At 45.4% G+C, this 14,272-nt stretch carries 13 protein-coding genes; 4 read left to right on the forward strand and 9 right to left on the reverse strand.

Features of this window, described 5'->3' with window-relative positions; genetic code table 11:
• Positions 1-63 precede the first annotated feature (63 nt).
• Complete coding sequence (gene map / locus AC1RNB_RS05050) at positions 64-828, forward strand: type I methionyl aminopeptidase (protein ID WP_493081261.1); 765 nt, start codon at positions 64-66, stop codon at positions 826-828.
• Positions 829-877: 49 nt separating this feature from the next.
• Here map and AC1RNB_RS05055 read toward each other — a convergent pair whose 3' ends face one another.
• The gene (locus AC1RNB_RS05055) at positions 878-1,735 is read right to left on the reverse strand and encodes a 3-hydroxyacyl-CoA dehydrogenase family protein (protein WP_493081262.1); all 858 of its coding nucleotides are present in this window, start codon (positions 1,733-1,735) and stop codon (positions 878-880) included.
• Positions 1,736-1,911: 176 nt separating this feature from the next.
• Between AC1RNB_RS05055 and AC1RNB_RS05060 the strand changes: the two genes are divergently transcribed.
• Complete coding sequence (locus AC1RNB_RS05060; protein ID WP_493081264.1) at positions 1,912-2,556, forward strand: MerR family transcriptional regulator; 645 nt, start codon at positions 1,912-1,914, stop codon at positions 2,554-2,556.
• 19 nt (positions 2,557-2,575) lie between these two features.
• Here the strand turns inward: AC1RNB_RS05060 and AC1RNB_RS05065 are convergent, their stop codons facing one another.
• The 6 genes from AC1RNB_RS05065 to rsfS all read right to left on the reverse strand — a co-directional run bounded on the left by AC1RNB_RS05065 (position 2,576) and on the right by rsfS (position 8,208).
• Positions 2,576-3,664: a mechanosensitive ion channel family protein gene (locus AC1RNB_RS05065; RefSeq protein ID WP_493081265.1), complete on the reverse strand. Its 1,089-nt coding sequence runs from the start codon at positions 3,662-3,664 to the stop codon at positions 2,576-2,578.
• 135 nt (positions 3,665-3,799) lie between these two features.
• On the reverse strand, positions 3,800-4,558 hold the full coding sequence (locus AC1RNB_RS05070; RefSeq protein ID WP_493081266.1) for a UDP-2,3-diacylglucosamine diphosphatase: 759 nt from the start codon (positions 4,556-4,558) through the stop codon (positions 3,800-3,802).
• A complete protein-coding gene (locus AC1RNB_RS05075; RefSeq protein ID WP_493081268.1) occupies positions 4,555-4,992 on the reverse strand; it encodes a gamma-glutamylcyclotransferase family protein in 438 nt (145 codons plus the stop codon). The genes AC1RNB_RS05070 and AC1RNB_RS05075 overlap by 4 nt, the downstream gene beginning before the upstream one ends.
• A gap of 9 nt (positions 4,993-5,001) precedes the next feature.
• On the reverse strand, positions 5,002-5,634 hold the full coding sequence (locus tag AC1RNB_RS05080) for a LutC/YkgG family protein (RefSeq protein WP_493081269.1): 633 nt from the start codon (positions 5,632-5,634) through the stop codon (positions 5,002-5,004).
• Positions 5,634-7,694 (reverse strand): ATP-dependent zinc metalloprotease FtsH, encoded by a 2,061-nt coding sequence (gene ftsH, locus AC1RNB_RS05085; protein ID WP_493081270.1) that lies wholly within the window; start codon positions 7,692-7,694, stop codon positions 5,634-5,636. Before ftsH ends, AC1RNB_RS05080 begins: the two co-directional genes overlap by 1 nt.
• A 67-nt stretch (positions 7,695-7,761) precedes the next feature.
• Positions 7,762-8,208: a ribosome silencing factor gene (gene rsfS, locus AC1RNB_RS05090; RefSeq protein ID WP_493081271.1), complete on the reverse strand. Its 447-nt coding sequence runs from the start codon at positions 8,206-8,208 to the stop codon at positions 7,762-7,764.
• Between the two features lie 65 nt (positions 8,209-8,273).
• Here rsfS and AC1RNB_RS05095 point away from each other — a divergent pair, with 65 nt between their 5' ends.
• Positions 8,274-9,032, forward strand: a complete 759-nt coding sequence (locus AC1RNB_RS05095; protein WP_493081273.1) for a biotin--[acetyl-CoA-carboxylase] ligase — start codon at positions 8,274-8,276, stop codon at positions 9,030-9,032.
• Here the strand turns inward: AC1RNB_RS05095 and AC1RNB_RS05100 are convergent.
• A complete protein-coding gene (locus AC1RNB_RS05100) occupies positions 9,025-9,807 on the reverse strand; it encodes a LytR/AlgR family response regulator transcription factor (protein ID WP_493081274.1) in 783 nt (260 codons plus the stop codon). The two genes, AC1RNB_RS05095 and AC1RNB_RS05100, sit on opposite strands and share 8 nt — an antisense overlap.
• Before the next feature lie 51 nt (positions 9,808-9,858).
• Entirely contained in the window at positions 9,859-12,795 is a 2,937-nt protein-coding gene (locus tag AC1RNB_RS05105; protein ID WP_493081276.1) for a sensor histidine kinase, read from the reverse strand.
• Positions 12,796-13,115: 320 nt separating this feature from the next.
• On the opposite strand from AC1RNB_RS05105, the gene selD reads away from it, so the two are divergent.
• A complete protein-coding gene (gene selD / locus AC1RNB_RS05110) occupies positions 13,116-14,165 on the forward strand; it encodes a selenide, water dikinase SelD (protein ID WP_493081278.1) in 1,050 nt (349 codons plus the stop codon).
• The last annotated feature ends 107 nt before the right edge of the window (positions 14,166-14,272 follow it).

The raw sequence follows: 14,272 nt of genomic DNA on the forward strand, positions 1-14,272 counted from the left end.
TAACAATTCGAGTCATGCCCTAACAACACTATATACAATAAACCATCATACACAAAAAAGAATATGTCAATCACAAAAGAAGCAGAACTGATCGGAATGCAAAAAGCCAGTGAAGCCGTTGCCTGCACATTGAAAGAAATGTGTGATTATGCGCAGCCCGGTATCACAACCAAACAATTAGACAATTATGGCGCAAAAATTCTGGCAGATTTTGGTGCCAAATCGGCCCCTTACCTGACCTATGGTTTTCCGGGTTTTACCTGTATCAGTGTCAATAACGAATTCTGCCACGGTATCCCGTCTGACAAACGGATACTGAAAGAAGGCGATCTGATCAACATAGATGTTTCAGCCGAACTGAACGGATTCTGGTCGGATAATGGGAACTCATTTGTACTTGGTGAAGACATTCACCAACACCAGCAACTGATAGACACATCAAAACAGATTCTGCACAAAGCCATCCACCAGATAAAAGGCGGAGTGCGTATTTCGGATATCGGGCACCTGATAGAAACAGAAGCTAAAAAAAGTGGTTATAAAGTAATCAAAAATCTTACCGGACATGGCATAGGCAGAAGTCTGCACGAGGAACCCGGCGAAATAGCCAATTACAAAGACCGGCATAATCTGACAAGGTTTAAGAAGCATTCGGTTGTTGCTATTGAAACCTTTATTACAACCACATCAACCTATGCCGAGACCCTGTCTGACGGCTGGACGATGGTAGGAAATAAAGGCGGCTTTATGGCACAACACGAACATACCATCGTTGTTACCGACGCGAATCCGATGATACTGACAGAGATGAATGGGATCTGGAACTAATGAAAACTGCGGACCTTAACAGCAAGGATACCAGTACCGGGCTGATTGGCTATTGTTTCTCATACGTATAAAATCCTTTCCCTGTTTTTCTACCCAGCTCGCCAGCTGCTACTTTTTGTTGCTGTAATGGTGATGGAGTAAGTCGCTCAGGTTTGCCCAGCGCTTCCCAAACAATCTGGCTAACGCCGTAATTGATATCCATGCCAATCAGGTCCATGAGTTTGAAAGGTCCCATTTTAAAACCGGTGGCTTCCATTACCCCATCTACCGTTTCAATGGTGGTCAACCCCTCTGCTACCAGTTTCATAGCTTCGAGGTAATAATGCCGGGCAACCCTGTTTACGATAAAACCAGGTGCATCTTTACAAACCACCGCTGTTTTACCCAGTTGGGTAGCTAATTGGGTAAGGGTAATAATTACTTCGGGCCGGGTTTGTTCGGCGCGGATCACTTCTACCAGTTTCATTACCGGCGCCGGGTTAAAAAAATGCATGCCAGCTACCCGCTCGGGATGTTTTACCTCTGTCGCAAGGGTTGTTACGGCGATAGAAGAGGTATTGGTTGCAAAAATGGTATCTGCTGTATTGATGGCTGCCAGCTGGTTAAATAATTGGGTCTTGGCCGCTGTTTTTTCAATGATGGCTTCAATGACCAGGTCGGCCACACAGTCTGTGAGCTGATCGGTAAAAACCAACCTGCTCAGGGTTTCTGTGCTCGCTTCCGCTGTGATCTTTCCCTTATCCACCATCCACAACAGGTTTTTTTCGATGGCGGTTCTGCTTTTCTGCAGCATGTCGCTGTTCAGGTCAAACTGGATGGTGGTAAATCCCGCCAGGGCCGTTACCTGCGCAATGCCACTGCCCATGGTACCGGCACCGCAAACACAAATGGTCTTGATCGTATGCATATCCGCTTCTTTGCCGTAAAAGTACAGTATTGTTATATGTGTACGAATTGGTTTTGGAGTTGGATATAAAAAGCTAACTAATTATTTCTCAGCAGCTTTGGAGGAGTTACTTAACATCTTTTCCACTAACATGAAAGCGGCGGTGAGGGGTGGCGCGGTTGTTGTATTTTTATGGTATGCAAAATACCCTGCAGCAATTGGATCTGTTTGGTTTCCCTATCGAACCCGTAACAGCACCCAAGAAAAAAGAGAAGATCGTGAAAGTGGTGCCGGCTCCTGCAGAAGAAGCGGTTGCACCAATTGCTGAACCTGTGGCTATTACGATTGCCCCAGAACCCGTGGTAGTGCAGCCAACACAGGTGTTGGCAGAGCCTGAAGAAGAGCCAATCACTCCCAGAAAATTGACTGTTTCCAAGATAGCAGGTAAGCGGGGACGTAAATCGTTTAAAGAGATGGATACGGAAGCCGACCTGATCGATGTTCCGGAAGAAGAAGTACTACGCCAGAAATTATACTACAGCATCAGCGAAGTGGCCGGCTGGTTCAAAGTAAACACATCCTTACTACGCTACTGGGAAAATGAATTTGATATTCTTCAGCCGCGCAAAACACGCAAGGGCGACCGCCTGTTCCGGGTGGAAGACATCAAAAACCTGCAGCTGATCTACTTCCTGTTACGCCAACGCAAGTTTTCGATTGATGGTGCCAAGAATTACCTCAAGAACAATAAAAAAGAAGCTGATACCCAGATCCGGTTAATGGAATCGCTGACCCGTTTCAAATCTTTTCTGCTGGAAATGAAGACCAATCTGCAATCCTGATTTTTTCCAAAAAAGTTTCTTACTTCGATCTTACAACCACATCTGTATTGGCGGCTGCCAGTTCTATACCCGATTTTTCAAGTAAAGCAATAAGGCTTAGATTAACCGATTCACGCAGTGTATTAAATTCTTCGATCGATTGTTCCATCGAGGTAAAATAATCGATGGCAATGATATGGGCATTTTTACCGGTGTCCATCAGGTACACCACCGTGTTCTCAATGCCCGGTTTCTGTAACGAAGCTTTGATAGCGGGAATAAGAGTGGTTAGTTGTTCTGCAGTAGCCGATAAGCTGATCTCTAACCGCAACTCTCCTTTCCGCTGGGTACGAAGGGTAATATTATCTACGATCGTATCCACCATTTGTTTATTCGGCACCGAGATATAGGTTTTATCTGTGGTGCGGATGCGCGTGCTTCGCAGACCGATCTTTTCAATGGTGCCTGTGAAGTTATTCACTTTCACCAGATCACCTGTAATAAAAGGTTTGTCAAAGAAAATGATAAACGAGGCAATCAGGTTCTCCATACTTTCTCTGGTAGCCAGCGCAATGGCAGCACCCACAATACTCAACCCCGTAAGCAGGTTGCCGATATTCTTGTTGAATGAAAAGCGCAGAATCAGCAGGATGCCGATGATGACCATGATCACTTTGAAAAAATCTTTGAAAAAAACGATCAGCTGGTTATCGGTCTGGTCTTTGGTGAGATTGGCTTTTTCTTCCAGGATCATGGCAATAAACTCAATCACCCGCAGGCAGAGCCAGATAAATACAATGACAAGCGTGCCCGCAGTAATCGAATCAATCAACTGACGGAATGTTACATGGTAAATGGTAAAATTGAGTGCCGCAGGAAAAGTAAGTTTATCCAGCACAATAATAGAAATGATCAGTACCAGAAAAACATCCAGTGGTTGTACCACCAGGTCTAAAAAAGACTGGCGGGCTATATTTTTGGCTGCCTTGGCAACCAGTTTGTACAGAAGCTTGGCAAGATATTTCGAGATCAGCCGCTTGATCAGCAGGATCAATAAGATAGTTCCCAGTACATAGAGATAGCTTTCGATCGTATTATCCAGCACCTTCTGTTGCAAGAATTTTTCCATACCTGCAAGGTACAATGGATCGGGATATAATAGAGGGAGAGGGAATAACGAATATCGGACAAGGAATTTCGAATGTCGAAGGGAGGAGCATATCCGAATCAATACTTTTTATAGGATTACTTTTCCTGATCGGTATCAGGCTTCCCATTTGTGCAGTTGCACGTCGGTGCCATCAAAACTGGCATAGGTAAAGTGGCGGATCCAGTCGCCGAGGTTGATGTAACGGCTGTTATGGGGCAAAGCAATCTGTAAGGGCAAATGGCGGTGACCAAAAATAAAATAATCGTACTGCTGTTGCTGCAGTACTTCTTTGCAATACACTACCAGCCATTCATTTTCTTCGCCCAGGAAATGTTCGTCGGAACTACCGGTTTTCTCACGGCTTTTGCGGCTGAAATAATTAGCCAGCCCGATACCCCAGCTGGGATGCAGTTGCCCGAATAACCACTGGCAAAAAGGATTGCGGAATACTTTTTTGATGAATTTGTAGCCATGATCGCCAGGACCCAAACCATCGCCATGACCAATCAAAAACTGTTTGCCGTTCCATTCAAACACTTTGGGATGGTGGTACACAGGAATATTCAGTTCCTGTTCAAAATAACCACTCATCCACATATCGTGGTTGCCTACAAACACATGAACAGGTACACCGCTATCGGTGATCTCGGCCAGTTTACCCAATAAACGGGTATATCCTTTCGGGACTACTTTTTTGTATTCATACCAGAAATCAAAAATATCACCCACAATAAAAATGGCAGATGCATGATGGCGGATGCTCTCGAGGAAGGCCACTACTTTTTTCTCTCGTATCAGACTGCCTGCCGCATCGGGAGCGCCCAAATGAAAATCGGAAAGGAAATAGATTTTTTTATCGGGTGTTACCGTCATGCCGTTCCGCTTTTAGACTTGTTGTGCAGGTATTCTAACACATCTCCGCTCTCCACCAGCAGTTTACCGGATACATCGCCATTAAACCAGTATACCCAGGCCTGGGTTTGCTGGTCACCCACATATACGGTGGTCAATTCTCTTCTGTACAAAGGCGGTTCGTTGTTTTCTGTATGCAGTCCTTCATAATCATCCAGCTGTGCCATCGCCCAGGAAAACTCATCCGGATTTTTGATATGGTAGAGTTCACCAATAATATAGGTATCTGTTTCTACAGGAATAGCAGCCGGATAATCGCCCATATCAAACAGGGCTCCTTTCACTTTGGCATCGGCCAGCAGCGTAAAATAACGGCTGATATACGCATAGGCAGGATGATGAAATCCGCTGCGAAGAGAACCATACACAAATAACTGACCGTTATACCCTTCCATGGAAATAAATTAACTGTCTATTAAAAAACAAAATACTTCTTTGGGACCATGCACACCTACTACCAATGTTTTTTCAATATCTGCCGTTCTGCTGGGCCCGGTTGCAAGTGTTACCAGTGAAGGGAACTGCTGGCCATAGCCTTCGCGCAGCTGCTGTAAACCATCGCTGATATCGTATACCAGTTGTTTGGTGTAGGCAATACAAATATGTACCGGTGCATATACACTTACGGTGCGGCCACTGGCCTGTGCACTGCTCATTACTATACTACCCGTACGGGCAATCAGTGCTTCACAGCCAGTGATGGAAACATCGCAGCCAGGCAGATCGTCTGTATAAGGTAGATCCCAGCCTGCGTTAGCCAGCATTTCTTTGAGCTGGGGTTCGCGCGAGTAGATTTTTGTCCATTTGCGGCCATCCAGCAGTGTATGCAGCTGACTTACCAGTTCCTTTTCATCGGCGCAAAAAGAAAAACGGCCCTCCAGTTTACTGAAGTTTTCGGCAAACTCTATTTCCAGTTCCTGTTTCTGCGGCAGAAAAACGGACTCGCCTGCAACGGCGGCTGGAAAAGGAACAGGCACTGGTTTGCCCAGTGCCTGTTTGATTTTGCTCAGAATATTTTCTCTAGCAGTGTTTGCCATTATCCGATAATATTGTTTTCACCTTGATCAATCCCTTCCTGCGATCCAAAGGTCTTTTCACCAACGGGTTGGTTATTGTCCAGTTCTTCTTCGATCTCAATCAGCTTCTTTTCTTCAAACGGACGTTTGCCGATCAGGGTTTCCACATCACTCTTATGCAGTACTTCTTTGTCAAGCAATTCCTTCGCCAGCACTTCTACTTCGTGTTTGCGGTCGGTTAAGAGTTTCAGTGTGCGCTGGTATGCATCATCAATAATGCCTCTTACTTCTTGATCAATGATTTTACCGGTTTCTTCGCTGAATGGTTTGGTGAAAGTATTCTCCTGCGAAGGATCATAAAAACTCACATTACCTACTTTCTTGTTCATACCATAGGCAGTAACCATACTGTAAGCAATGCGGGTGATCTGCTGCAGGTCATTCGCTGCACCGGTAGAGATCTTGCCAAAGAAAATTTCTTCTGCGGCACGGCCACCCAGGGTCATGCAGATCTGGTCCATCAGCTGGTCTGTATTGTACAGGTATTGTTCCGTTGGCGTATACTGTGCGTAACCCAGTGCTGCGGTTCCCCTTGGTACGATGGTTACTTTTAACAGTGGATACGCATGTTCCAGGAACCAGCCGCAGACAGCGTGTCCGGCTTCGTGGTAAGCGATGATTGATTTTTCGTGGGGTGCAATGATCTTGTTCTTTTTCTCCAGTCCGCCGATTACACGGTCAATCGCATCCTGGAAATCGATCATTTCTACCGATGCTTTTCCTTTCCGGGCTGCAATCAGTGCCGCTTCATTACATACGTTGGCGATATCTGCTCCGGCAAAACCGGGGGTTTGTTCGGCCAGCTTATGCAGGTCGAGGTTTTCAGATATTTTGATGGGCAGCAGGTGAACCTTAAAAATGGTTTCCCGTCCTTTCACATCCGGTTTATCAATCGAGATCTGGCGGTCGAAACGTCCGGGACGCAGCAGGGCCGTATCCAGTACATCCGGGCGGTTGGTGGCGGCCAGGATAATAATACCCGTATCTCCTCCAAAACCATCCATCTCTACCAGTAACTGGTTCAGGGTATTCTCGCGCTCATCGTTGCTCATAATAGCGTTACGGCCTCGGGCACGACCGATGGCATCGATCTCATCAATAAAAATGATACAGGGAGCTTTTTCGCGGGCCTGTTTAAACAGGTCGCGCACACGGCTGGCACCCACCCCTACAAACATCTCCACAAAATCACTTCCGCTTAAGCTGAAGAAAGGAACCTGTGCTTCACCCGCCATGGCTTTGGCCAGCAGGGTTTTACCCGTGCCGGGAGGTCCGATCAGCAACGCGCCTTTCGGGATCTTACCACCGAGGGCTGTATATTTTTTGGGATTCTTTAAAAAGTCTACGATCTCCATCACTTCCACTTTGGCTTCGTCGAGGCCGGCCACATCCGCGAATGTGATGTTTACTTTAGCGCCCTTATCAAACAAAGTAGCTTTTGATTTTCCGATGCTGAAAATACCGCCCGGACCACCGGCACCACCCTGGCCACCCATTTTACGCATGAGCAGTACCCATACAGCAATGATGAGCAGGAGAGAGATTACCGTATTGGCTACCGGACCAAACCAATCGCCTTCGCTGGTTACCCTGGCAGGCACTTCTTCCAGTGCCGGATTGGCCTTATAGGTCTGATCCATTCTTTCCTGGAAGCTTTTGATATCATTTACCTCAAACTCAAAAAGGGGAACACCTTTTACTTTGTCCTTGGCAATAATGGCTTTGGGCAGTTTTTCGGTATAGAATTTTTTGAAGATGCTGTCCGGTTTGATATATACCCGAACCCGGTCTTTGTTTTTGATCAGTTCCAGTTTCTCCACATCGCCCTGCAGCAGCATTTTCTGTTTAAACTCCTGCTCCCAGGTTTGCGTGGTTTCGGGGGCAAACTTCATGAACTGGGCAAACAGCAATATACCTGCAATGATCGCATAGATCCAGTATATATTAAACTTAGGGCCCTTTCTGGAGCTATCTCCCTTTTCCGGTCCGCCCATTCTTGTATTTTTATTTTCCTGTGACATATCGTGATCCCTCTGTATTAAAGGTAATTTCTATGGTAAACGAATAACTAACGGGTATATTTTATTCTTACAGGTCGTGGATCTGTGAAGCCGCATCGCTCCACATTTCTTCCAGCTTGTAAAACTTCCTTGCTTCGGGGTGCATTACATGAACCACTACGTTCACATAATCGATCAATACCCACTGTAATGCCTGACGGCCTTCGTGTTTATAAGGCGCTTCCCCGCATTTCTCTTTCACTTCATGCTCGATAAAATCACAGATGGCTCTTACCTGTGTGGTACTGGAGGCTTCGCATACGATAAAAAAATCGGCAGAAGCTTCCGGTATTTTCCGGAGGTCGAGGCTGATGATGTTTTCGCCTTTTTTATCCTGAATGGCTTTGATAATCGTTTTGAAGATCTTAGAATTGCGCGTAAGCCTGGTGATACTGCTTTTTTCACGGCTTTGTAAAACAGAAAGAGGTTCCAATATATCGACCGGATTTAAGTGGTTAATGATTGGTTCGTGCAAACCCGGCCGCTTTTCTCTGCCTCCGAATGGCTTGCTGAACTAACTTCGTCAAAAATACTAATTCTTTGTCACCCTCAGAAGCCAAAACTCCCATCGGACAGCCATTCATGGAATTAGCTGTGGTGGAAAGCACCAACATCTATGCCATGGACCTGCTACAGGCTAATTTGGCCGGTCATGGTACCGCTGTTTTTGCCCACCAGCAAACTGCGGGTAAAGGGCAACGTGGCAAACGCTGGACCGGAGAACCGGGGCTTAACATAGCCCTGTCTGTGATTGTTGATTGTTCCTTCCTTACTATAACCCGCCAATTCCCTTTAAGTTCAATGGCAGCTTTGGCTTGCCATGATTTTTTTAGTAGACATGCCGGGGATGAAACCCGTATTAAATGGCCGAATGATCTTTACTGGCGTGACAGAAAGGCAGGGGGTATTTTGATCGAGAACCTGGTGAGGGGTAATAAATGGCAGGGGGCGGTTGTAGGAATCGGAATCAACATTAACCAGGTGGTTTTTGCTGAATTGTTAAAAAATCCTGTTTCGCTGAAACAGATCACCGGAAAAACCTTTCAGCCCATAAAATTGGCCAATGAATTATGCGATTGTCTTGAGCAACGTTGGCAACAACTGAAAAGCGGAGACGAGGCCGGTTTGCTGGCAGCTTATAACAGGCAACTGTACAAACGCGGAGAGCAGGTGAGACTCAAAACCGGCAACATTGCGTTTCAGGGAGTGGTTGAAGCGGTAACGGGTGAGGGCGAACTGCGGGTAAGCGGCGGTTTACAGGACCTTTTCCGTTTTGGGGAACTGGAATGGGTTATTTGATGATTTTTTCCAGCAGCAGGTTCTTTTTATCCTGTGCCAGGTATACTTCCGCATCATTATTCATCACCAGAATGAATTCCTTCTTATCTACTTTTTTGATATGATTCAGGTTCACGATATAACTTCTGTGTGTCCTGAAAAAAGGACCGGCCGATTCCAGAAACTCAAAATCGATCAGTTTTTTGGTGATGGTGAGTACCCCATGCGAAGTAGTAAAGAACCTGGTATAACTACCTTCCGCCTGCATATAAATGATGTCTTCCATTTTTACCACAAAAATGGTCTCGGCTGTCTGTAATACAATTTTTTTATCGAGCTGGTTGGTAAAATTATCTTTCAGCACCTGGTATTGTTTATTTTCTGGCACCGGTGCGTCGATGTTGATCTTTTTGAGGGCCCGCGTTATATGCTCCAGCCGCACGGGTTTTAAAATATAATCTACGGCCGATGTTTCAAAGGCGCGCAGAGAGTGTTCACTATAGGCTGTTACAAAGATGATCTTGAAATGGAGGTTCTGCTCATCAAAAAAATCGAGCAATTCAAAGCCGCTGTACCCGGGCATGGCAATATCCAGAAAAACAAGGTCCGGTTTCAGTTTATTGATGGTTTTAACCGCTTCGGGCACACTTTTACATTCGCCCACAATCTCTACCTGGTTAAAATTCTCTTCGAGCAAACCCCGTAAAGCCATTCTTGCGTTAGGCTCGTCATCTACTATTATAGCACTGATCTTCTGCATGTTATTCCGAAGATAGTTTTGCTTACTGTTTGACATGGGGCATTTTTTTTGCAGACCGGGGTTCTGTTACGACAGGTTCTGTTTTTTTCATAAAGCATCCGGATCCTGGCTATAATCCGGTATCAATAATTCAATCCGGGTACCCGCCGGTTGCTGTTTTTCATCTACTTTATCAATGATACGGCAGGTGATTTTTTGTTTGTATAAACTGTTGAACAGGTTCATTCTTTCATTCAATGCTACCGTAGCAAAACTAAAGGGCTTGTTTTTACTCCGCTTATTTATTTCCATGGAATGAACCCGGCCGATGCCATTATCATCAATAATCACTTTTAATCCTTCCGGTTCCTTTTCAAACTGAATCAATACCTGCTTGGGTCCCTGTTTGTGCATTAGCCCATGCTTTACTGCATTTTCAGCAAAGGGCTGCAGCATCAGCGAGGGGATATAAATGGAAGAAATATCGGTGAGGTTCACCAGACTGATCTCGTAGTAAAAACCCTCGTCAAAGCGGGCTTTTTCCAGTTCGAGGTACAGGCGCAGGTTATCGATCTCATCTTTCAGAGGAAGTAACTGTTTATCACTTGCCTGCAGGGTTTTACGCATCAGGTCGCTGAAATTGCCCAGCAGTTCGCCCGCTTCAGTTTTCCGGTTACCGTATACAAGACCCTGTACCGTATTCAATACGTTGTAGAGAAAGTGTGGATTCATCTGCGAACGCAGTGCCACCAGCTGACTTTTCAGTAATTGCTCTTTAATTCTTTGCCTTTTCAGCAGGTTGGCTTTCCATTGCTGCAGAAAGAGCCAGAACAGTAAACTGATAATAACCAATACCAGGATAAAAAAACCGTTCCGTTGCCAGAAGGGTTTGGGCACTACAAACCCAATACTTTTTATTTCGCTTTTGTAGTTGGGACCGGCGATGGCTTTGATTTCAAACACATATTTACCAGGCGACAGCCGGTTAAATACCAGCTGGTTGGTAAAGTTGCCAGCAGTGCGCCAGATAGTATCAAGCCCTTTTAACCGGTAATGGTACGTGAGGGCACTGGTGGAGAGATAATGTAATGCCTCAAAATAAAACACAATATCCCGGCTGTTATCAGGTAATGTGGCGTTGTTCAGGATCTCCTGTCCGTTACTGCTGGCCTTCAACAACGGAAACTTGATCTGGAAGTTGAAATACCTTGGCAGGTTATAACGAATCAGGATACCCGATGTGGTAGCAAAAAGAATCTTTCCTCTTTCCACAATAAAATCGTTCACAATGGTATTGGTTAATCCATATTCTTCCAGGTAATTGGTGATAGATCCGGTAGCAGCATCAATCCTGTCGAGTCCCGCATCGGTGAGCACCCATATATAATTGTTCTCCCGCAACACTTTGCGGATATTCATACTGCTGAGTCCATTTTTAACCGTATAGGTTTTCAGGATCTTTCCTTTTTGAAAAATCATCACCCCTCTGGTGGATGAGCCTACTACCAGGTCACCATCATATTGCTGTTGCAGTGATTTGGCAATAACGGGTTCGCCCAGTTCATCTTTCAGCAATTGTATCGTACCGTCATATTTGTATTGATACAAGCCATCTTCATAGCCGATCCAGAAACAGTCTTTATTGATAGATGCCAGTACCGATAATCCTCTTTTCTGCCGTAAAGTGATGACTTTGGCCTTGCTGTCGAAATAAACCGTATCGTGCATAAACTGCTGGTAGAGTTCGCAGTTCAGCAGGGGCACTCTGTCCAACTTTTTATAGTAATCATTAATTATATAAGCGCCATTGAAAGCAACAAAAACGAGATTCCCGAACTTATCGCGGGTTACACCCTTACTATAATCCATGAGTTCAACCGGCGCAGGCTGATCAGGTTTAAACACACCGCGGTTAGTGAAAATCAGGCCTGCACTGGTATCATAGCTGATAAACTCAGTTTCTCTTGCTTTATCCAGTGTATACCTGAAATTCTCCATGGTTTCCAGGTTAACCCGCGAGAGTAACCCCTGGCTGTTTCCGGTTAAAATCTTTCCATTGGGCAGGGCTGCTATTTTGGTAAAATTATCCTGCAGGGGATCGTTGTATACCTTCAGCAAGGTGTTGTATAGGGAGGAACAGATAAAAACGCCGTTATCCAGTGTGCTGAACCAGTAATTACCCTGGTAATCCTTCACCACATCCGATACCCGCTCGTTCGGAAAATAACATTTGGTTTCACCTGTTTCTGTATTCCATTTATAGGCACCGTTCTGGGTACAGATCCAGAAATCTTTATTATCCAGAAAAATTCCCTGAAAAATATAAATATCCGGAGGCAGATCAATGGGTGGCATTGTCTTACAAACCCCTTTGCTAATCAAAAAAGGTGCTGTTCTGTCAAGTCCTTTCCCAAGACCCACCAGTTTGTCTCCGGCACTGATCAGTTTTATCTCACCATAAACCTGACCAGAGAAAGTCCAGTTCGGCTGGCCGGATATAAACAGATTACCCTGGTTGGAAAAAGCATATAACCTGTTATCGTAATACACAGAAGTGAGAATAGGATCATATTTAGTAGCGCCATTGGTAATAGATATCAGCTGGTGGTTCTGCTTATTAAACGTGTAGATGTTTTTAAAGGAATGAAACCAAACCTGTGTGGGACCCACAACTACATTGTTAAAAGTAACCGAGCCTTTTAATACGTTCTGGTCTATGGCAAACTTCCGGAGGGTGTCTTTGTGGAAAGAGAATAACTGGTTATAAAAATTCATACACCAGATGGTGCCATCGGCATCTTCCTGCAGGTAACTGACGGCCCGGGAAGAAGTATTATCGAAGGGAACCGATACAAAAGTCCGGCCATTGAACCGGTACAGTCCCTTATCGGTACCCAGCCAGATATAGCCTTTGCTGTCTGTCAGCATATCATACACCACCTGGGTAGGTAATTGTTCGGGGTAATTCAGTTTTTTTACATACGGAAACTGCGCCCGGGTTTGGGAGAAGAACAGCAATAGTAAAACAACCGGTACAAGGCGCATTTAATCTGTTTTTATGACAGTTACAGCATTTTAAAGTTAACGGCTGTTACTGATATGCCAATTATTTTGCTGCTGGGGGCCGGCTTCTAAATAACCGCTTTGCTAAACAATCCAACCCGTTTCATGGGATAAAACAGGCAGTTGGCAAAAAACCGGGTTACCCAAGCATTTATTAACGCAATTTACAGCCGTTACTTAATCAGTAATAATTGGGGGTAAGAGAGCTGCATCAACTGCAGCTTTCTTCATTTCAGGCCTATCCCACGCTTATTTCCATTTCCATTGTACTTTGCACCCGTTTTACCAACCTATCGATTACAATGGATCCCGTTAAACTTACCCAATACTCACATGGCGCCGGTTGTGGTTGCAAAATTGCCCCCGCTGTGCTGGATACCATCCTCCAGAGCCGTTTACAATTTGCTGATAATAAACAATTACTGGTGGGTAACAGCAGTAAAGATGATGCAGCCGTATATGATCTCGGAAACGGTACCGCATTGATCAGCACCACCGATTTTTTTACGCCCATTGTAGATGATGCTTTCGCCTTTGGCAGAATTGCCGGCGCCAATGCCATCAGCGATGTATATGCCATGGGGGGGAAACCCCTGTTAGCCATTGCCATTCTGGGCTGGCCGGTAGAAAAACTGCCGGCAGAACTGGCACAACAGGTACTGGAAGGAGCCAGAGAGATCTGCGCAGAAGCGGGTATTCCCCTGGCAGGCGGTCATAGTATAGACTCCCCCGAACCCATATTCGGACTGGCCGTCAGTGGCCTGGTAGCCATTGACCAGCTGAAACAAAACAGCACCGCCAAAGAGGGAGATATGTTGTTACTCACCAAACCCCTGGGTGTAGGTGTATTATCTACCGCACAAAAAAGAAATGTACTCAAAGAAGAACACCTGCCACTGATGCTGAAACAGCTGGGCACATTAAATAAAGCAGGAGAAGCACTGGGTAAGATCAAAGGAGTGCATGCTATGACAGATGTAACCGGCTTTGGCTTACTCGGTCACCTGATAGAAATGGCGGAAGGAAGCGGGGTAAGTGCCGAGCTCATCTACCAACAGGTACCCATGCTGGCCGCTGCCAAAGAATACCTGCCACAAAGAATGGTTCCCGACGCCACCTACCGTAACTGGAATGCTTACAGCAGTAAAGTAGGTTTTGGTGCCGGTGTAAATGTGATGGAAGCTTTTACCCTCTTACCCGATCCCCAAACCAATGGCGGATTACTCATTGCCGTTGATCCGGCATCTTTAACAGAAGTACAGGAAGTATTACAAAAACTGGGACTGGGTGAATATACCAACCCTATTGGCGTAATGAAGCGCGTGGGAGAAAAAGTGGTTACGGTTTTATAGTACCCTATGTAACTTTACAGGCTGTAAAATGTTCTGCGTTCTGCGTTCTGCGTTCTGCGTTCTGCGTTCTGCGTTCTGCGTTCTGCGTTCTGCGTTCTGCGTTCTGC

The sequence above is a fragment of the Sediminibacterium sp. GW821-FHT12F12 genome (genome assembly GCF_058806635.1).